19 protein-coding genes and 1 riboswitch are annotated in these 18,752 nt (G+C 73.2%); of the genes, 4 read left to right on the top strand and 15 right to left on the bottom strand.

Annotated elements, in window-relative coordinates; genetic code table 11:
- Positions 1-7: 7 nt before the first annotated feature.
- Positions 8-1,087, bottom strand: a complete 1,080-nt coding sequence (locus tag VFJ21_00740) for a zinc-dependent metalloprotease (protein HET7405649.1) — start codon at positions 1,085-1,087, stop codon at positions 8-10.
- 24 nt (positions 1,088-1,111) lie between these two features.
- On the bottom strand, positions 1,112-2,473 hold the full coding sequence (gene dacB / locus VFJ21_00735; GenBank protein HET7405648.1) for a D-alanyl-D-alanine carboxypeptidase/D-alanyl-D-alanine-endopeptidase: 1,362 nt from the start codon (positions 2,471-2,473) through the stop codon (positions 1,112-1,114).
- A 73-nt stretch (positions 2,474-2,546) separates the two neighbouring features.
- On the opposite strand from dacB, the gene VFJ21_00730 reads away from it, so the two are divergent.
- Positions 2,547-3,038: an inorganic diphosphatase gene (locus VFJ21_00730; protein ID HET7405647.1), complete on the top strand. Its 492-nt coding sequence runs from the start codon at positions 2,547-2,549 to the stop codon at positions 3,036-3,038.
- A gap of 7 nt (positions 3,039-3,045) precedes the next feature.
- On the opposite strand, the gene VFJ21_00725 is transcribed toward VFJ21_00730, so the two are convergent.
- The 9 genes from VFJ21_00725 to VFJ21_00685 all read right to left on the bottom strand — a co-directional run bounded on the left by VFJ21_00725 (position 3,046) and on the right by VFJ21_00685 (position 12,387).
- The gene (locus VFJ21_00725) at positions 3,046-5,658 is read right to left on the bottom strand and encodes an EAL domain-containing protein (GenBank protein HET7405646.1); all 2,613 of its coding nucleotides are present in this window, start codon (positions 5,656-5,658) and stop codon (positions 3,046-3,048) included.
- A gap of 133 nt (positions 5,659-5,791) precedes the next feature.
- Positions 5,792-6,823: a polysaccharide deacetylase family protein gene (locus VFJ21_00720; protein ID HET7405645.1), complete on the bottom strand. Its 1,032-nt coding sequence runs from the start codon at positions 6,821-6,823 to the stop codon at positions 5,792-5,794.
- 60 nt (positions 6,824-6,883) lie between these two features.
- Positions 6,884-7,552 (bottom strand): CbiX/SirB N-terminal domain-containing protein, encoded by a 669-nt coding sequence (locus VFJ21_00715; GenBank protein HET7405644.1) that lies wholly within the window; start codon positions 7,550-7,552, stop codon positions 6,884-6,886.
- Positions 7,549-8,310 (bottom strand): uroporphyrinogen-III C-methyltransferase, encoded by a 762-nt coding sequence (cobA, locus tag VFJ21_00710; GenBank protein ID HET7405643.1) that lies wholly within the window; start codon positions 8,308-8,310, stop codon positions 7,549-7,551. The genes VFJ21_00715 and cobA overlap by 4 nt, the downstream gene beginning before the upstream one ends.
- Positions 8,307-9,119 carry an ABC transporter permease subunit gene (locus VFJ21_00705; protein HET7405642.1) on the bottom strand — a complete coding sequence of 271 codons (813 nt, stop codon included), beginning with the start codon at positions 9,117-9,119 and terminating at the stop codon, positions 8,307-8,309. The genes cobA and VFJ21_00705 overlap by 4 nt, the downstream gene beginning before the upstream one ends.
- Entirely contained in the window at positions 9,100-9,894 is a 795-nt protein-coding gene (locus VFJ21_00700; protein HET7405641.1) for an ABC transporter ATP-binding protein, read from the bottom strand. Before VFJ21_00700 ends, VFJ21_00705 begins: the two co-directional genes overlap by 20 nt.
- Positions 9,891-10,583 carry a phosphoadenylyl-sulfate reductase gene (locus VFJ21_00695; GenBank protein ID HET7405640.1) on the bottom strand — a complete coding sequence of 231 codons (693 nt, stop codon included), beginning with the start codon at positions 10,581-10,583 and terminating at the stop codon, positions 9,891-9,893. Before VFJ21_00695 ends, VFJ21_00700 begins: the two co-directional genes overlap by 4 nt.
- The gene (locus VFJ21_00690) at positions 10,580-10,741 is read right to left on the bottom strand and encodes a hypothetical protein (GenBank protein ID HET7405639.1); all 162 of its coding nucleotides are present in this window, start codon (positions 10,739-10,741) and stop codon (positions 10,580-10,582) included. Before VFJ21_00690 ends, VFJ21_00695 begins: the two co-directional genes overlap by 4 nt.
- Positions 10,738-12,387: a nitrite/sulfite reductase gene (locus VFJ21_00685; protein ID HET7405638.1), complete on the bottom strand. Its 1,650-nt coding sequence runs from the start codon at positions 12,385-12,387 to the stop codon at positions 10,738-10,740. Before VFJ21_00685 ends, VFJ21_00690 begins: the two co-directional genes overlap by 4 nt.
- A 271-nt stretch (positions 12,388-12,658) precedes the next feature.
- Positions 12,659-12,787: riboswitch (SAM riboswitch) on the top strand.
- Between the two features lie 11 nt (positions 12,788-12,798).
- Here VFJ21_00685 and thrC point away from each other — a divergent pair.
- Complete coding sequence (thrC, locus tag VFJ21_00680) at positions 12,799-14,070, top strand: threonine synthase (GenBank protein HET7405637.1); 1,272 nt, start codon at positions 12,799-12,801, stop codon at positions 14,068-14,070.
- 19 nt (positions 14,071-14,089) lie between these two features.
- On the opposite strand, the gene VFJ21_00675 is transcribed toward thrC, so the two are convergent.
- Positions 14,090-14,491, bottom strand: a complete 402-nt coding sequence (locus VFJ21_00675; GenBank protein HET7405636.1) for a DUF1707 domain-containing protein — start codon at positions 14,489-14,491, stop codon at positions 14,090-14,092.
- On the bottom strand, positions 14,488-14,751 hold the full coding sequence (locus VFJ21_00670) for a PspC domain-containing protein (GenBank protein ID HET7405635.1): 264 nt from the start codon (positions 14,749-14,751) through the stop codon (positions 14,488-14,490). Before VFJ21_00670 ends, VFJ21_00675 begins: the two co-directional genes overlap by 4 nt.
- 131 nt (positions 14,752-14,882) lie before the next feature.
- Here VFJ21_00670 and VFJ21_00665 point away from each other — a divergent pair, with 131 nt between their 5' ends.
- A complete protein-coding gene (locus VFJ21_00665; protein ID HET7405634.1) occupies positions 14,883-16,166 on the top strand; it encodes a PspC domain-containing protein in 1,284 nt (427 codons plus the stop codon).
- Positions 16,163-16,822, top strand: coding sequence for a response regulator transcription factor (locus VFJ21_00660; protein ID HET7405633.1), 660 nt, complete (start codon positions 16,163-16,165; stop codon positions 16,820-16,822). Before VFJ21_00665 ends, VFJ21_00660 begins: the two co-directional genes overlap by 4 nt.
- A gap of 83 nt (positions 16,823-16,905) precedes the next feature.
- Here the strand turns inward: VFJ21_00660 and VFJ21_00655 are convergent, their stop codons facing one another.
- Together VFJ21_00655 and VFJ21_00650 are read right to left on the bottom strand one after the other, a co-directional pair.
- Positions 16,906-17,583 (bottom strand): response regulator, encoded by a 678-nt coding sequence (locus VFJ21_00655; GenBank protein ID HET7405632.1) that lies wholly within the window; start codon positions 17,581-17,583, stop codon positions 16,906-16,908.
- Entirely contained in the window at positions 17,580-18,692 is a 1,113-nt protein-coding gene (locus VFJ21_00650) for a DUF4118 domain-containing protein (GenBank protein ID HET7405631.1), read from the bottom strand. The genes VFJ21_00655 and VFJ21_00650 overlap by 4 nt, the downstream gene beginning before the upstream one ends.
- Positions 18,693-18,752 lie beyond the last annotated feature (60 nt).

Genomic DNA, 18,752 nt, shown 5'->3' with positions numbered 1-18,752 from the left:
GGTTCGCTCAGCCGGTCGCGGCGGCGCCGTGCACGCGGCGCACCCACGCCTGCGGATCGGCGATCTCGGCACGGCTCGGCAGCGTGTTGGGCGAGGTCCAAACCCGGTTGAACCCGGCCATCCCGACCCGCTCGATCACCGCGCGGACGAACCGCTCGCCGTCGGCGTACTGCCGCATCTTCATCTCGATGCCGAGCAGCCGCCGGATGACCCGCTCGACCGGACCGGACGCGTGTCGCCGGCGGTCGAAGCGGCGGCGGATCTCGACGACGCTTGGCACGACCTCGGGGCCGACGCCGTCCATGACGTACTCGCCGTGCCCCTCGACGAGGCTCATCAGCCCGGTCATGCGGTCGAGGATCGCGCGCTGCTCGGGGGTCTGCACGGCGTCGAGCAGGCTCGCCTCGCCCTTGCCGCGGATGGTGTCGACGATCGCGCCGAGGCCGTCGCGCAGCCGTGCGGCCACCGCCGACGGGTCGAGGTCGCTGGCGAGCAGGAACGCCGTGACCTCGTTCTGCACGTGCTCGCGCAGCCACGGCACGGCGGTGAACTGCGTCCGGTGGGTGACCTCGTGCAGGCAGACCCACAACCGGAAGTCGTGCGGGTCGACGCCGAGCATCCGCTCCGCGGCCAGCACGTTGGGCGCGACCAGCGTCAGCCGGCCGTTGCCCTCCCCGGGCGGCAGGAACAGCTCGTACTGCCCGAGCACGCGGCTGGCCAGGTAGGCGAGCACCATGCCGAGCTGTACGCCGGTGACGCGTGACCCGACCGCACTGACCAGCGAGTCGGCCGCGCCCGCCCGGCGACGCTGCAGCAGCTCCTCGGTGACCGGCTCGATGATGCTGCGGAACCCGGCGACGTTGGCGGCCACCCAACCGGGCCGGTCGACGACGGCGACCACGCCCCCGTCGCGCGGCGCGTCGAGACCGGTGAACTCACGCACGTGCGCATCGGCTTCCTCCGCCAGCGCCCGCAGGTCGGTGACGACGGCGGCCGCGCCGGCGAAGTCGACGGGGGGGCCGGGTGGCACGACCCGGCGCGCGGTCGCCGCGGCGAGGTTCCAGTCGACGAGGGTGCGGCCGGTCATGACGACACGGTACGTCGCAGGAGGTCAGCGACAGCCGCAGCCGGCGATGCGCGCCGCGACCCGGTCGAGGGCCGCCTCCGCGGTCAGGTAGTAGGGCGCGCGGTCAGCGACGACGGCGAACGCGAGCAGCCGCCCGTCCCGGTCGACGGCCAGCCCGGCCAGGCTGCTCACGCCGTCGAGCGTGCCGGTCTTGGCCCGCACGACCCCGCGCGCCGCGGCCGCCGGCCCGCCGGCGTAGCGGTCGGCCAGGGTGCCGGTCAGCCCGGCCACCGGGAGCCCGGCCAGGATCGGCCGCAGCTGCGGCCGATCGGGCGACGCGGCGGCGGCCAGCAGATGCGCCAGCGCCCGGGGACTGGCCCGGTCGAGCACCGACAGCCCGCTGCCGTCGGCCAGGCGCAGCGACGCGCCGTGCAGCTCCGGCGCAACCGCGGCCATGACCGCCGCCGCACCGCCCGCGAAGGTCGGCGAGCGACCCGAGGCGCGGGCCACCTGCCGGGCGAGCGCTTCGGCGAGGTCGTTGTCGCTGTCGGTCAGCATCCGCTGCACGAGCTGGGCCACGGTCGGCGACGTGACCTCCGCGAGGTGCGCGGCAGTGGTCGGTGCGGGCGCGGTGCGGACCGGACCGGCCACCCGGATGCCGCGCTGGTGCAGCAACGCCGCGAAGGCCGCCGCAGCCGCCGCGGGCGGGTCCGTCACCCGGTCCTCGTCGTCAGGCCTGATCCGTCCCTCGTCGACCTCCAGCGCCGTGACCGGAGCGACGTCGCCGGCCGACAGGTAGACCGGCTTCCAGCCGGGTGCGGTCACGGGTCCGGCGTACGCCGAGGTGTCGATCGCGAGATGCACGGCCGTGACACCGCGCGCCTTCAGGCCGCCGGCGGTGCCCTCGGCGAGCGTCGCCAGCGACGCGGCACCGGGGTAGCCCGGCCGGGCCGCGGGACCGGCGAGCGTCGGGTCACCACCTCCGACCAGGTAAACCGTCGGGCCGACGAGGACGGTCCGGGTCGTGATGCGTCGCTGCGGGCCGAGCACGAGCAGGGCTGCGGTAGCCGTCGCGAGCTTCGCCGTCGACGCGGGCGGCACCGCCAGCGCGCCGTCGCGGTCGTAGAGCACGGCGCCGGTCATCGGGTCGGTGACGACAGCGGCGACCGACGGGCCGAGGCCGGGGTCGGCCAGCACCGGTGCGAGGTCGCGGCGCAGCCCCGTGGACGTGGGCAGCGGGGCGGCGGCGCCTGCCGGCGCGAGCGCAGGGACGAGTCCCGGCCGCACGAGGACCTTGGTGGCCGAAGGGTGCGGTTGCCAGGGCTGGGCGACCACAGCGATGAAGCCGCCGGCGGCGGCGACCACGACGAGGAGAGCGACGAGGACGATGCGCCGCGCACCGCGCACGCCCGACCTCCTCACGACCCGTGTCGCCGCCTCGAGGACACTAGCCGCGGATGATCCCGGACGAGGAGGGACCGTGGAGTTCGACGTCACTGTCGAGATCCCGAAGGGTCAGCGCAACAAGTACGAGATGGACCACATCACCGGTCGCATCCGACTCGACCGGACGCTGTTCACCGCGACGCAGTACCCCGCCGACTACGGCTTCGTCGAGGACACGCTGGGCGCCGACGGCGACCCGCTCGACGCGCTGGTGCTGCTGGCCGAGCCCACGTTCCCCGGCTGTCTGATCCGGTGCCGGGCGATCGGCATGTTCCGGATGCAGGACGAGGCGGGGGGCGACGACAAGGTCCTCTGCGTGCCGGCCAACGATCCGCGGATGGAGCACCTGCGCGACATCCACCACCTACCGGAGTTCGAGCGGCTGGAGATCCAGCACTTCTTCGAGGTCTACAAGGACCTCGAGCCCGGCAAGTCGGTCGAGGGCGCGACGTGGGTGGGGCGCGCGGAGGCCGAGGCCGAGATCGAGCTGTCGCGGGAACGGCTGGCGGCCAACCCGCTGCACTGACCGCGGGTCAGGCGGTGACCTGCGCCCGGCGCGGGAACGGCACGAGGGTGGCGACGTCCTGCGGGGTGCGGCGCGCCTGGTCGTAGTCCAGCGCGAAGACCTGCGCGACGCCGGTCGCGGGCAGCGGCCGGCAGAACAGGTAGCCCTGCGCGTGGTCGCAGCCCATGTCGCGCAGGATGTTGACCTGCGGCCAGCTCTCCACGCCCTCGGCGATCGTCGTCAACCCGAGGGCCTGGCCGAGGTTGACGATCGTGCGGGTGAGGGCGACCGCGTCGTCGCTGCTGGGCAGCCGTTCCACGAACTGCCGGTCGATCTTGAGGATGTCGACCGGGAACTTCGACAGGTAGGACAGCGAGGAGTAGCCCGTCCCGAAGTCGTCGACGGCGATGCGTACCCCGAGCGACTTCAGGTCGCCGAGCACCCGCACGGCCTCCACGGTGCGCTCGAGCAGCACCGACTCGGTGACCTCAAGGACCAGCGCCTCCGGTGGCAGGGCGCTGTTGGTGAGGACGTCGCGGACCACGTCGACGAGCCGTGCGGTGACCTGCCAGGGCGAGATGTTGACCGCCATCTGCAGCACCTGGCCGGGTGGTGCGTAGGCCTGCCATCGGGCACCCTGGCGGGCCGCCTCGTAGAGCGCCCACTCGCCCATCGCCTCGATGTAGCCCTTCTCCTCGGCCACGGCGATGAACGACTCGGGCGCGACCACACCACGGTCGGGGTGGTACCAGCGCATGAGCGCCTCGACGCCGACCGAGCGGCAGGTCGCGAGGTCGACGGAGGTCTGGTAGTGCAGCACGAGCTGACCGCGGCCGATCGCCTCGCGCAGGTCGTTCTCGACCTCCAGCCGGGCGAGCAGCGCATCGTGCATCGCGGGCTTGAAGACGACCACGGACTGGTCGCGGGATCCCTTGGCGCGGTACATCGCGAGGTCGGCGTTGCGCATGAGCTCGTCGGCGGACCGGGCTCCCTCGCCCACCGCCGCGATGCCGATCGACGCGCCGACGCGCAGCTCGACACCGTCGACGGAGAACGGCTCGGAGATGCTCACGACGACCCGGTGGGCGATGTCGGAGGCGAGGGCGGAGGCCCCGTTTCCGCGGACGAGCACCGCGAACTCGTCACCGCCGAACCGCGCGACGACGTCGCCGTCGCGGACGCAACGCGCCAGCCGGCCGGCCACCAGGCACAGCAGCCGGTCGCCCATCTCGTGACCGCGCGAGTCGTTGACCGCCTTGAAGCCGTCGAGGTCGCAGAAGAGCACGGCCACCTGGTCGCGTCCCGCCTCGCGGACCGCCTCGTCGAGGTGCCGCTGCAGCAGCGCGCGGTTGGCGAGGCCGGTGAGCGCGTCGTGGTAGGCCTCGTGGGTCAGCCGCTCCTGCAGCCGGCGCCGGTCGCTGATGTCGCGGATGTTGAGCACGAGGCCGTGGATCGTCGGCTCGTCGAGCAGGTTCGTCACGACGGTCTCGGTGTGGCACCAGCGCCCGGCCCGGTGCCAGATCTCGAGCTCCAGGACGGCGCTGGTCCCTGGCACGCGCGACACCGCCACGAGAGCCTCCAGCAGCCGCACCGCGTCCTCCGGCCGCAGCAGCGGGGTGAGCGACACGCCCGCCATCGCGTCCGAGTCGTGGCCGAACCACCGCTCGAAAGCCGGCGACTGGTAGCGCACGGTCGCCCGGGTGTCGACGACGGTGAGCACGTCGGAGGCGTTCTGCACGAGTGCGCGGAACCACTGCTCGCGCGTGACGAGGTCGAGGGTGCGATCGGCGACCTGCTTCTCCAGCGTGCGCGCCAGCACCCGGTTGTCGACGAGCGCCGTCATCAGCCGCAGGAAGAGCAGCGCGGCGAGCCCGACCGAGGCCGCCGCCATCTCGACGGGCACGCGCACGCCCGCGGCGTAGTAGCCCTCCGTCGAGACCACGCAGAGGAAGCCGGGAGCGAAGGCCGCGAGCAGCGCGAGCGACTCCTCGCGCCGGTCGGAGATCGCGGTGGGCGTCGTACTCCTGGTCGCGGCGAATCCCAGGACGACGAACGCCATCGCGACCGCGAACCGCAGCACGGGCGAGTCGACGTGCACGCTGGCCCGCCCGGCGGACCGGATGCTCGCCGCGTCGGCGAGGGCGAGGGCGACCGTCGCCGCGTTGAGCGGCAGCAGTGTCATCAGCCCGATCGGGCTGGGAGCGCTGATCTTCGTCAACGCCAGCAGCGCGACGGCGACGACCGTCATGTCGACGACCAGCCGCAACCAGCCGAGCATCGAGAGGCCCGACAGCTGAGCCGGCGCCGCGGGGGCGGCGACGTTGACCGTGACGAGCAGCGCGGTGACGACCAGCAGCGCACCCTCGAGCCGCACCAGCTCGCGGCGGCCGACCGCTCCGCGGCTGCGCCTGGCGAGCACGATCGCGGCGCCGAAGCCCAGCATCGCGACCACGTGCAGCACGACGCCGAGCCGATGGTCGATCAGCTGCCCGCGCACCTGCGCGACGGCCTCGGCGACGGCGGCGGCGATCACCAGCGCGGCCGTCACGCTCCAGGTGCCCGCCGGTCCCGGCCGGCGGTCGCGGCGCAGGACGGCAGTCCAGGCGGCGATCGCGGCCACGACCGCGACGAGCACGATCACGCGGGCCGCCTGCGTCGCGGCGGTGGCATCTCCCCCCAACACACCTAGAGAGGTCGACGTCCGATATGGCCGACTGAAGACCTGCAATCGGAGGCTGTTGCGACCGCTGTTCGGCGCAGCGATCTAGTCCGGTCTAGTAGGGGTTCGCCTCACCCTTGTAGGTGGGTGCCAGCACGTCCGCGTAGGCCTTGGGGAACGACACCTTCGCGGGGTCGCCGTCGGAGGTGTACCAGCTCTCCGGGTGCGCCTTGAGCCACGGCAGGTAGTAGCTGGAGATGAAGTCCTTGTCCGCGGCGGACGCGCCGGCCTGCGACTGCGAGCGGATGCGCGGGATGTTGTAGGGGTCGAACTTCACGTGGAACGGCGAGTGCGACGGGCCCGCGCCGACCAGGAAGACGCCCTTGAAGGCGTACGACGTGCCGCCGCTGCTGCCCTGATGGGCGAGTGCGGCGTCCTGCGGATAGGCGCCGAAGGGCAGCGCCATCGTCAGCGGCGTGAAGCCCGGGACCGCGCTCGTGATCAGCCGGTAGTTGTCGGCGATCTCCTGCTGGACCTTCGCGGCGCTGACCTGCCGCAGGTTGGCGTGGTCGACCGTGTGGTCACCGATGTCGAACCCGTGGTCGTGCAGCCAGCCGAGGGCCGTCCTGCCATCGGCGTCGGTGAACGGGTCGTTGTTGACGAAGAAGGTCGCCGTCGGCGTGAAACCGGGGTGCTCCGCGGCGACCTGCTCGAGGATCGCGACCGCGGTGCCGGGCTTCGGGTCGCCGTCGGGGCCGAGCGCGAACTGGCTCAGCGTGGAGTCGTCGAACGTCAGCACCACCGGGTGCTTGCCGGCGGGGATGTCGATGCGGCCCTGCACGAAGTCCGCTGCCGTGATGGGCACGTAACCGTCGGCGGCGAGCTGCTCGAGCTCCGCCTTGAAGTCGGCCGGCCGACGGTCGTAGACGCTCGTGGGCTTGTCGGTGAGCTGGTGGTACATCAACACGGGCACGAGCCCGAGCTCGTTGGCGTGCACCGAGGCGGGGTCGACCGGCGCGGCGCTGGGCGTCGGGCTCGCGCTCGTCGATACCGCCGCCGGGGTGCTCGAGGCCTGCGCGCGGGGTGTCACCGAACCGCCGCAGGCGGCCAGTGTCACCGCGAGCGCGGCGGCGGAGAGAGTGAGCACAGCCGGGCGCAGGGCGCGATGCATCAAGGACGGCCTTTCCGAGCGGGGAGTGTGCCCAGGTTAACCGCTGATGCGCGGTCTGACCGGTTCCTGCCCCGATGCCGCGTAGCGCGCCAGGATGGCGTCGATCACGGCGGGATGAGCACCCAACGGGGCGGCCACCCACCGCGCACCGCACGCCTCGAGCAACCCGCTGAAGTGGCCCGGGGACAGCAGGTACGCCGACACCGCCACGCCCCCGCCCGCGTCGCGGACCGCCTGGGCGACCGGGTCGACGTCGCCCCCGGCGTACGCCGTCGTGATGTCCGTCGCGCGCACGTTCGCGAGATAGCGCGCCTGAGTGGCGACGTCCGCACGTGCCGCCGGGTCGGACGAGCCGGCGCCGGCCAGCACGACCGGCACGCGAGCGGGCGCGCCGGCCTCGGCCAGCCGGTCGGTGAGCGCCGCGGTGAGCCGGGGGTCCGGGCCGAGGGGCGCGGTCACCCGGGCCCCGACCGCCGCTGCCGGCTCCTCGATGTCGCGCAGCGCGTGCACCCCTCGGGACAGCAGCAGCGGCACCACCGCGACGTCCGGTGCGAGCAGGTCGGCCACCCTCGGACCCTGCACGTCGACGTAGCCGAGCCGGACGTCGAGGCCGCGGGCGCGGCGGCGTACAGCGGCAGCGATCTCGTCGACGACGCGCGACCAGGCCGGCTCGCGGCTGCCGTGCGCGGCGAGCAGCAACCTCACGGGCCGGACAGACCGAGCAGGGCGCGCAGCCGGACAACCTCGCCGACGACGACCACGGCCGGCGGGGCGATGCGGTGGCGGCGCACGTCGGCGGCGACCGTGTCGAGGTCGCTCACGAGCACGTGCTGGTCGGGTCGGGTGCCGTTGCTGACGACGGCTACCGGGGTGTCGCCGGGCCGGCCGCGCTTGACCAGCTCGGCGGCAACGGCCTCGATGTGCGCGACCGCCATCAGCAGCACCAGGGTGCCGGGGCCGTTGGCGAGCGCGTCCCAGTCGACCGTCGCGCCGGGCTGCGAAGGGTCGAGGTGGGCGGACACGACGGCGAAGTCCTGGGTGATGCCGCGATGGGTGACCGGGATGCCGGCGGCCGCTGGGACGGCGATCGCGCTCGTGACGCCGGGGACCACCTCGAACGGCACCCCGGCGCGCACGCAGGCGAGCGCCTCCTCGCCGCCGCGACCGAAGACGAACGGGTCCCCGCCCTTCAGCCGCACCACCCGCCTGCCGGCGAGGGCCTGTTCGACGATGACCGCGTTGATCTCGTCCTGGGTGAGGTTGTGCCGGTGTGGGGCCTTGCCGGCGTCCACGACCTCGACGTGGTCGGGCAGCAGGTCGAGCAGCTCGCGCGGCGCGAGGTTGTCGACGACGACGACGTCGGCCTCCTGCAACCGCTGCCAGCCGCGCAGGGTGATGAGTCCCGGGTCGCCCGGTCCGCCGCCGACGAGGCTGACCATGCCGGGCTGCACAGACGTCGTCATGCGAGCCCCCGCGACAGCCGCAGCCGCCGCTGCACCCGGGCGAAGAGCAGCCGGTCGACCACGACGCCGACGAGCAGGATCACGACGACCCCGGCGAACAGCCGGTCGCTGTGCCCGGTCTTGCGCGCCACGTCGATGAACGCACCGAGCCCGGTGTCCTTGGCGCCGGTGATCAGCTCGCCGGAGATCAGCGCGCGAAACGCGAACGCCCAGCCGTGCTCGAGCCCGCTGACGATCCCGGGCAACGCGGCCGGCACGATCACCCGCAGCAGCATCGACCGCCGGCCGGTCCCGAGCGTGCGCGCCGCCCGCAGGATCAGCGGTGGGACTCCCTGTACGGCGTCGCGGGTACCGATCGCGATCGACGGCAGCGCGCCGACGACGGTCACCAGGAGCACCGCCGACTCGGACGCCCCGAGCACCAGCACGGCGACCGGGATCCACACGATGCTCGGCAGCGACTGAAGCCCGACGAGGTACGGGGAGACCGCCCGGTCCGCCAGCGTGCGGGTGGCGAGCAGCAACCCGCCGCTCACGCCGACGACGACACTGACCGAGAACGCCAGGGCCATCGCACCCACCGAGCGGGCGGTCAGCGCGCCGAGGTCACCGTCGGCGAACCCGTGCCACAGCGCGCGGCCCACCTCGCTCGGTGGCGGCACGGCGCCGCCCGAGGGGGCCAGGGCCTGCCAGAGGATCGCGATCGCGAGACCGAGCAGCGCAGCCGGCGCCGACCGCACGACGCTGGTCGGCCAGGCGATGGCGGGACGGCGCAGGCCGGACCGGGCCTCAGCCGACGGCGCGACCATCGCCGGTCTCCGTGTCGGTCAGCTCGTGCAGCAGGCCGGCCGCGAACTGCACCAGACCGTCGTCCTCCATGTGGCGAGGACGCGGCAGCGTCACGTCGACGGTGCGCCGGACCCGGCCGGGGTGCGGTGACAGCAGCACGACCCGGTCGCCCAGCAGGACGGCCTCCCGCACGTTGTGCGTGATGAAGACGACCGTCGTGGCGGTCGACTGCCACAGCGCCTGCAGCTCGGCGTGCAGTACGTCACGGGTCTGCGCGTCCAGCGCGGCGAACGGCTCGTCCATGAGCAGCACGTCGGGCTCCAGCGCGAGCGCGCGGGCGATCGACACCCGCTGGCGCATGCCACCCGACAGCTCGTGCACGTGGGCGTCCTCGAAACCCGCGAGCCGTACCCGGCCGAGCCACTCCTCGGCCACGGCCCGGCGCTCCCGCCGGCCCATCCCGGCCTCGCGCAGCCCGAACTCGACGTTCTGCCGCGCGGTCAGCCACGGGAACAGCGCGTGCTCCTGGAAGACGACCATCCGGCGGGGGTCGGGGCCGGTGACCCTCGCGCCGTGCGCCCAGACGTGCCCGTCGTCGGGCTCCTGGTGCCCGGCGAGCAGGTCGAGCAGCGTCGACTTGCCGGAGCCCGAGGGCCCGACGACGCAGACGAACTCGCCCTGCCGCACGTCGAGGTCGATGTCGGTCAGCGCGACGGTGAGGCCGCGGCGCCCGCCGTAGCGGCGGCTGACGCCGTGGACGTGCAGGACCCGCTCGCGTTCGAGGACCGCCGTCACGAGTGCAGCCCGCACTCGGTCTTGGCATGCCCAGCCCAGCGACCGGCCCGAGGGTGCTCGCCGGGCCCCACCGCCCGGGTGCACGGCGCGCAGCCGATCGACGGGTAGTCCGGCCCGTAGAGCGGGTTGACGAGGACCCCGTGCTCCGCGGCGTACGCCGCGTGGTCGTCGGCCGTCCACGTCGCGAGCGGGTTCACCTTCACCATCGACCGCTTCTCGTCCCACTGCACGACCGGTACGCCGTCGCGCGTCGGCGCGTCCTCCCGCCGGATGCCCGACACCCACGCCTGGAACGGCGCGAGCGCGGTCTCCAGCGGCTCGACCTTGCGCAGCCGGCAGCACAGGTCGGGGTCGCGCTCGAACAACCGCGGGCCGTAGTCCTCGTCCTGCTCCGCGACGGTTTGCTTCGGCGTGACGTTGAGCAACCGGACCGGGTAGGCCGACGCGACCGCGTCGCGGGTCCCGATGGTCTCGGCGAAGTGGTAGCCGGTGTCGAGGAAGATCACGGGTACGCCGGCGCGCACGGTCGACACGAGGTGCACGAGCACCGCGTCCTGCATCGACGAGGCGAGGCACAGGTCGTCGCCGAACTCCTCGACCGCCCAGCGGACGACGTCCTCCGCCGGCCGGCCTTCCAGGTCGCGCGCGGCCCGGGCGGCGAGCTCGGGCAGCGCGGCGGTGGCGGTCATCGCGCCGCCTCCTCGGCCGGTCGCGCGATGCCGACGTAGCGCAGCTCGAAGCGGCGGGCGCAGGACCGGCAGTCGAAGCTGCCGGCCTTCTCACCGGCCGGGCGCAGGTCCTCGTCACCGCAGTAGGGGCAGTAGAACGGGGCCGCGCGCTCGGTCACTGCAGCAACCCTTCGTCGGCTCGCCGCAGCCACTGCGTGAACTGCTCACCGTCGGCCCGGTCTCCCTGGTAGCGGCGCAGCAGCCGCTCGACGTAGTCGGGCAGCTCGTCGGCTGCCACCTTGAGGCCGCGCAGCTTGCGGCCGAACGACGGCTCGGCTCCGAGCGAGCCGCCGAGGTGCACCTGGAAGCCCTCGCCGCCCTCGACGATCGACCCCTTCAGGCCGATGTCGGCGACCTGCTGGCGGGCGCAGGAGTTGGGGCAGCCGGACAGGCTGATCGTGATCGGCTGGTCGAAGTCGGGCAGCCGGCGTTCCAGCTCGGTGAACAGCTCCTGCGCGCGCCCCTTGGTCTCGACGATCGCGAGCTTGCAGAACTCGATGCCGGTGCAGGCGATCGTGCCGCGGCGGAAGGCCGATGGCCGGACCTGCAGGTCGCGCTCCTCGAGCTCGGTGACGAGCACCGCGACGTCGTCCTCGGGGACGTCGACTATCACCATCTTCTGGTCGACGGTGGCGCGCACCCGACCGACGCCGTAGCGGTCGGCCAGGTCGGCGATCTCGCGCAGCTGGGTGCCGGAGGTACGGCCGACCCTGGGCGCGAACCCCACGCTGTAGCGGCCGTCCTGCTGCTCGTGCACGCCGACGTGGTCACGCGCCCCGTCCCGCGGCGGCGGCGGCGCGGGGCCGTCGGGCAGCGCGTAGCCGAGGTACTCCTTCTCCAGCACCTCGCGGAACTTCTCGGTGCCCCAGTCGGCGACGAGGAACTTCATCCGGGCGCGGCTGCGCAACCGCCGGTAGCCGTAGTCCCGGAACAGCCCGGTGACGCCGGCCCAGACCTCCGGCACCAGGTCGGGCTCGACGAAGGTGCCGAGCCGCTGAGCGAGCATCGGGTTGGTCGACAACCCGCCGCCGACCCACAGGTCAAAGCCGACCTCGCCGTCGTCGCGGCGTACGCCGACGAAGCTGATGTCGTTGAGCTCGTGGTTGACGCACTGCGCCGCGCACCCGCTGATCGCGGTCTTGTACTTGCGCGGCAGGTTGGAGAAGTCCGGGTTGCGCTCGGCCAGCGCGTTGGTGGCGACGAGCTGGGCCGTCGCGTCGATCACCTCGTCGGCGTCGATGCCGGCGAGCGGGCAGCCGAGCATGTTGCGCGGCACGTCGCCGCAGGCCTCCGCGCTCGACAGGCCGACCGACTCGAGCGTCTCCCAGGCTGCGGGGATGTCCTCGATGCGCAGCCAGTGGAACTGCACGTTCTGCCGATCGGTGATGTCGGCGAGGTCGCGGCCGTAGGTCGTCGACACGTGCGCGACGGCGCGGAGCTGGTCACTGGTCAACCGGCCGCCGGGCATCCGCACCCGCATCATGAAGTAGCGGTCCTCGAGCTCCTCCGGCTCCAGGACGGCGGTGCGGCCGCCGTCGATGCCGGGTGCGCGCTGCGTGTAGAGGCCCCACCAGCGGAAGCGCCCGCGCAGGTCGGCCGGGTCGATCGCGTCGAAGCCTTCCTTCGCGTAGCGGTGGATGATGCGGTCACGGACGTGGAGACCGTCGTCGTCCTTCTTCTGCTGTTCGCTCGTGTTGAGCGGCTCGCGGTGCCCCAGGGCCCACTGGCCCTGACCACGGGCGCGCGCGGGACGGGTGGCAGGCATGCATGTCCTCCTGCGAGGAGTCGGTGTGTGCGGGGTGGCGCGCGGCTACGGCGTCAGGACGCCGGCCGTGGAGGGAGACTCTCGGCGCTCAGCAGAAGGCGAGACAGACCGCGCTCTGGACGCGCTGCAGGTCGACATGCAGGCGTGCGACGAGGAGCGGTGCGGTCACGGCGAGGACTGTAGGCAGCCGTTTCATCTCCCGACAACCCCGTGTCAACATGTGAGACGGGGTCGCGCGGCGAGCGGGCGCCGTGTCACCATGTTCGTGCACGACTCATCCAGAGGGGCAGAGGGAACGGCCCGACGAAGCCCCGGCAACCATCTCGGCGCACTCGCATCCGCGGGGCCCGCCGGGACAGGTGCCAACTCCGTCCCGCGACGTCCGCGGGAAAGATGAGGGGAAGGCCTCGCATGACCACCGTTCTGTCGACATCCGTCGCCGCCGAGCACGACTTCGGCGCGGCAGTCTCCCTGCGCTGTCAGGGCTGCGCCGCCGGCTACCCGCTGGGCCCGACGCACGTCTGCGTCGAGTGCTTCGGCCCGCTCGAGGTGGTCTACGACGAGTCGCTGCTGCGCCGGGTCACCCGGGAGCAGGTTGAGGCGGGCCCGCGCACGCTGTGGCGCTACGCCGGGCTGCTGCCCGTGTCGGCCGACGTCGCCAGCCGCGTCGACCTCGGAGCCGGTTGCACCCCACTGGTCCGCGCCGACCGGCTCGCGGCGAGCCTCGGCATGCGCGCGCTGTGGGTCAAGGACGAGCGGGCCAACCCGACGCACTCGTTCAAGGACCGCGTGGTGGCCATGGCGGCATCGGCGGCGCGTGCGTTCGGCTTCGACGTCATCGCCTGCGCGTCGACAGGCAACCTCGCCAACGCGGTCGCCGCAGCCGCCGCCGCGTCCGGCATGCGCTCGATCGTGCTGGTGCCGCACGACCTCGAGGCCGGCAAGACGGTGACCACCGCCGTCTACGGCACCACGCTGGTCGCGATCCAGGGGTCCTACGACGACGCCAACCGGCTGTGCGCCGAGCTCGTGGGCGAGTACCCGTGGGCGTTCGTCAACACCAACCTGCGCCCGTTCTACGCCGAGGGCTCGAAGACCGTGGGCTTCGAGATCGCCGAGTCGCTCGGCTGGCGGCTGCCGCAGCAGGTCGTCGTCCCGGTCGCGTCGGGATCGCTGCTGACAAAGGTCGACCAGGCCTGGCGTGAGCTGTCGACCCTCGGCCTCGTCGAGGCGAGCGACTACCGCGTCTACGGCGCGCAGGCCTCGGGCTGCGCGCCGGTCGCCACCGCCTTCCGGACCGGCTCCGACGACATCTCGCCGGTGCGGCCCACCGGCGTCGCGAAGTCACTCGCCATCGGCAACCCCGCGGACGGCTCGAACGCGCTCGACGTCGTACGCCGGACCGGTGGTGCGATCGCCGACGTCGGCGACGACGAGGTCGTCGAGGGCATGAAGCTGCTCGCGTCGACGCAGGGCATCTTCGGCGAGACCGCGGGCGGGGTGACCGTGGGGGTGCTGCGCCAGCTGCTCGCCGACGGGCTGCTCGACCCCGACGCCGAGACCGTGATCCTCAACACCGGCGACGGGCTGAAGACGCTCGACGCGGTGGTCGCGGGAGCGACGCCGACGGCCACCATCAAGCCGACGCTGTCGGCGTTCGAGGCCGCCGGCCTCGGCGACTGACCCTTCGGGCCCGGCGCTCTCACGACTGGTGGTGGCGGGCGTGCCGGTGCCGGATCAGCAGGAAGATCACAAGGCCGGCGAGCAGCCAGGGGATGTGGCTGACGACGTACGACGTGGTGACGATGGCCGCGATCGCGACGAGCACCAGGAACAGCAGCGAGTGGGAGCGCCGGCGGCGGGCGGTGGGCACGGGAGTGGCTCCTTCGGGCGGTAGGTCGTGGAAGAGCGCGTCGAGGTCGGCGCGGGTCTTGGCGTGCATGGCCTGGTCGAGCCGCTCGTGAAACTCGGCCTCGTCGAGACGGCCGTCCCCGAAGTGCTTGGACAGCCGGTCGGCGGTCTCGGTGCGCTCGGCGTCGCCGATGCGCAGGTGCGCGTCGCGGCCGGGCGACTGGTAGGCCCAGGCGCTGCGACGAGAGCTCACTGCCGGGCCCCCCGCTCGGGACGGAGCTGCTCGAGCAGCTCGCTGGCCACCGTGGTCGTCTCGCCCTCGGCGGGAATCAGCAGGTAGCCGGCGAGGTAGAGCGGCACGCCGAGGCCGCCGACGAGGGCGAGCACGACGGCGACCAGGCGGACGACGGTGACGTCGAGGTCGAGGTAGCGCGCGACGCCGGCGCAGACGCCGGCGACCATCCGCCCGTCGACCGGGCGGACCAGCGGGGTGGGGGGTGCGGTGGATGTCATGGGTCGAGCGTCGTCGAGCCACCGGCCGATGCCCATCGGGATGAGCCCGGGTTGCGACCCTGACTTGGACGTCCCGGGATCTCGGGGTCGTCCCTGATGCGCATGCGGGCCGACGGCCCGATGATGGAGGCGTGGAGGCACCGCAGCACCGCCCGCCGTGGGCACCGCACCGGCGGCACTGGCGGCCGCACTGGCGCTCGGTGCCGCTCCAGCGCAGCACCGACGAGCCGCTGCTCGGTGGCGTGGCCGCTGGTCTGGCCGTCAAGACCGGTGTCGACGTCACGGTCGTCCGCGTGGTGTTCGTGCTGTCGTCGTTGGCGAGCGGTTTCGGCGTGGCGGCCTACGTCGTCGGCTGGCTGCTGCTGCCGGCCGCGGGCCAGGAGCGCACGATCGCGAGTCGCGCCCTCGGTGACCGCCGAGGCCTGTCCCTGGCGGCCGGGGTCGCCGCGCTGCTCGCCGTCCTGCTGCTCATCTCCTCCGCGCTCGGCGCCTCCTGGCTCGGGTCGCTCACCTGGCCGCTGACCATCGGCGCGGCGGGGCTTGCCCTGGTCTGGCGCAACGCCTCGGAGGAGGAGCAGGCGCGGCTGCATCGGATCGCGGAACCGGCACTCCAGCTCGTCGGCGGCACCGGTGGACGACGGCTGCGGCTGCGGTTCGCGGCGGGAGTCGTGCTGCTGGGTGCCGGCCTCGGCGCGTTGCTCGTCGGACGCCCCAACAGCGCGACGCTTCGCCCGCTCGGCGGCCTGCTGCTGGTGATCGCGGCGTTCGTGGTCGTGCTCGGGCCGTGGTGGCTGCGCATCGCCCGCGACCTCATGCTCGAACGCCAGGCACGTGCCCGGGCCGAGGAGCGGGCCGACATCGCGGCCCGGGTGCACGACTCCGTGCTGCAGACGTTGGCCCTCATCCAGCGCCGCGCCGACGAGCCGCACCAGGTGGTGCAGCTGGCGCGGGCGCAGGAGCGCGAGCTGCGGGCGTGGCTCTTCGGCGGGCCGCCGCCCGGTCTTCTCGGTGAGGAGGCGACCACCCTGGCCGCCGGCGTGCAGGCGATCCAGCAGGAGGTCGAGTCGGTGCACGGGCTGCCGGTCGAGACCGTGGTCGTCGGTGACTGCGACCTCGACGAGCCGTTGCACGCGCTGCTCGCCGCCGCCCGCGAGGCGACGGTCAACGCCGCCAAGTGGTCCGGCGCCCCGTCGATCTCCGTCTTCGCGGAGGCCACCCCGGAACAGGTCAGCGTGTTCGTCCGCGACCGCGGCGTCGGGTTCGACCCCGACGCCGTGCCGGCCGACCGCAAGGGTGTCGCGGAGTCGATCCGCGGCCGGATGTCGCGGCACGGCGGCAGTGCCGAAGTCGTCACCGCTCCTGGCAACGGCACCGAGGTGCGGCTGACGATGCCGCGGGTGACCGCCCGCGCATGAGCACCGCCGGCAGCCGGATCCGCGTGGCGCTGGTCGACGACCACGCGATGTTCCGGGCCGGCGTACGCACCGAGATCGACGAGCGGCTGGACGTCGTCGGGGAGGCCGGTGACGTCGAGTCCGCCGTACGCCTCGTCGAGCAGCAGGAGCCCGACGTCGTCCTGCTCGACGTGCACATGCCCGACGGAGGTGGCCGGGCTGTCATCGCCGCGATCCGCGACCGGCTGCCGGACGTGCGGTTCCTGGCCCTGTCCGCGTCCGACGCTCCCGAGGACGTCATCGCGGTGATCCGGGCGGGTGCCCGCGGCTACGTCACCAAGACGATCTCGGGAGACGACCTCGTCGACGCCGTACGCCGGGTGGGCGAGGGCGACGCGGTCTTCTCCCCACGGCTGGCAGGCTTCGTCCTCGACGCCTTCACCTCGGGTGACGGGCCGGACGAACCCGCGCCCGACCCGGAGCTCGACCAGCTGACCCCGCGCGAGCAGGAGGTGCTGCGGCTGATCGCCCGTGGCTACACCTACAAGGAGATCGCCGGCGAGCTGTTCATCTCCGGCAAGACCGTCGAGAGCCACGTGTCGTCGGTGCTGCGCAAGCTGCAGCTCTCGACCCGCCACCAGCTGACCCGCTGGGCGACCGACCGCCGCCTGATCTGACCCGGCGGCAGGCGGCCCTGCCTCCTGCTCGTTCCGGGTGGCTGCGCTGTCGGAGGTGTGTCACCTCCACCCGGACGGAAGGATCAGACGCTGAAGCGGTAGCCCATGCCGGCTTCGGTGAGCAGGTACCTCGGCCGCGGCGGGTCAGGCTCGAGCTTGCGGCGCAGCTGGGCCATGTAGACCCGCAGGTAGTTGGTCTCACCGGTGTAGGCCGGACCCCAGACGTCGTGCAGCAGCTGCTGCTGGCTGACCAGCCGGCCCCGGTTGCGCACCAGGACCTCGAGCAGCTGCCACTCGGTGGGCGTCAGCCGGATGTCACCTCCGTCGCGGCCCGTCACCCGCTTCGCCGCCAGGTCGACGGTGAACGACTCGGTGGCGACGCTCGGCGCATCGTCGGCGCTGCGGCTGCGGCGTACGGCGGCGCGCAGCCGGGCGAGCAGCTCGTCCATGCCGAAGGGCTTGGTCACGTAGTCGTCGGCACCGGCGTCGAGGGCGGCCACCTTGGCCGCCTCCTGCTCACGCGCCGACAGCACGATGATCGGCGTCGACGTCCATCCGCGCAGACCTGCGATGACCTCGGCGCCGTCCATGTCCGGCAGGCCCAGGTCGAGGATCACCACATCGGGCCGCTCCCGGGCCACCGCGGCGAGCCCGGCCGCACCGGACGTGGCGGTGGTGACCTCGTAGTCGCGCGCGGCCAGGTTGATGCGCAACGCTCGGCAGATCGCCGCCTCGTCGTCGACCACCAGCACCCGGGTCACGGCACCGCCACCTGCTCGGCCGGCACGGTGGCAGGCGCAAGCGGCAGCTGCACCGTCATCGTCAGCCCGCCGCCCGGGGTGTCACCCGCGGCGAGCTCGCCGCCGATCGCCTCGACGAACCCGCGGGCAACGGCCAACCCCAGGCCGACGCCGCCCACCGACCGGTCGCCCAGCCGCTGGAACGGCTCGAAGATGCGGTCACGGTCGCCCACCGCGACGCCCGGGCCGTGGTCGACGACCCGCAGCGCCAACCGGTCGCCCTCGTGCCGGGCCACCAGCGTGGGCGGCCGGCCGGGCGGCGAGTGTCGCAGCGCGTTGGACAGCAGGTTGGCCAGCGCGCGTTCGAGCAGGCCGGGGTCGGTGCGCACCAGCGGCAGGTCCTCCGGGGTGTCCAGCCGTACGGTGTCGGCGCCGGGGATCCCCCGCAGGGCCACCGGGACGATCTCGTCGACGGCGGCCGGCTGCAGGAACGGCTGCAGTGCACCGGTCTGCACCCGGCTCATGTCGAGCAGGTTGGCAATCAGCGCGCCGAGCCGGTCGGCCGAGTCCTCGATCGTCTCCAGCAGCTCGGCCCGGTCGGTGGCCGACCACGCCACGTCGGTCTGCCGCAGGCCAGTGATGCTCGCCTTGATGCCGGCCAGCGGGGTGCGCAGGTCGTGGCTGACCGCGGCGAGCAGCGCGGTGCGCATCCGGTTGCCGGCGGCGAGCATCTCGGCCTGCGCGGCCTGCGCGCGCCCCTCCTCCGCCTCGACGGCGCGGCGGGCGGCGATGTGCACGACCGCCGCCACCAGCGTCGCAACCGCGACGAACAGCACCAGCGACAGCACGTTGTCGGGCGAGGCGACGAAGGTATGAATCGGTGGCGTGAAGAACCAGTTGAGCAGCAACGACGACGCGATGGCGGCCGCCAGCGCCGGCCACAAGCCGCCGATCACCGCGATCGCGACCACCGCGATCAGGTAGAGGAGCAGCTCGTCGGCGAGCGACAGGTCTCCGCGCAGCGTGGTCAGCACGAGCGTCAGCAGCGGCAACCCGGCCACCGCGACCGCGACCCCGTGGGCTTGGCGCCGTCGGTCGACGGCACGCGCGTAGCCCGCGAATGCAGTCACGCTCTCAAGTGTCGTCCCGGTCGCCACTTCGACAAGTACATCGGGACGAATCGCTCGGGT

It is taken from the genome of Mycobacteriales bacterium (assembly GCA_035690485.1).
GTDB lineage: Bacteria > Actinomycetota > Actinomycetes > JAFAQI01 > DASSKL01 > DASSKL01.
This window is presented reverse-complemented; position numbering and strand designations above follow the sequence as displayed.

Bases quoted from the DNA above. Each gene is read 5' to 3' on its own strand.
- thrC (HET7405637.1), top strand. From the start codon at position 12,799: ATGACCACCGTTCTGTCGACATCCGTCGCCGCCGAGCACGACTTCGGC.
- VFJ21_00660 (HET7405633.1), top strand. From the start codon at position 16,163: ATGAGCACCGCCGGCAGCCGGATCCGCGTGGCGCTGGTCGACGACCAC.
- VFJ21_00685 (HET7405638.1), bottom strand. From the start codon at position 12,387: ATGCCTGCCACCCGTCCCGCGCGCGCCCGTGGTCAGGGCCAGTGGGCC.
- VFJ21_00695 (HET7405640.1), bottom strand. From the start codon at position 10,583: ATGACCGCCACCGCCGCGCTGCCCGAGCTCGCCGCCCGGGCCGCGCGC.
- VFJ21_00705 (HET7405642.1), bottom strand. From the start codon at position 9,119: ATGGTCGCGCCGTCGGCTGAGGCCCGGTCCGGCCTGCGCCGTCCCGCC.
- cobA (HET7405643.1), bottom strand. From the start codon at position 8,310: ATGACGACGTCTGTGCAGCCCGGCATGGTCAGCCTCGTCGGCGGCGGA.
- VFJ21_00670 (HET7405635.1), bottom strand. From the start codon at position 14,751: ATGACATCCACCGCACCCCCCACCCCGCTGGTCCGCCCGGTCGACGGG.
- VFJ21_00740 (HET7405649.1), bottom strand. From the start codon at position 1,087: ATGACCGGCCGCACCCTCGTCGACTGGAACCTCGCCGCGGCGACCGCG.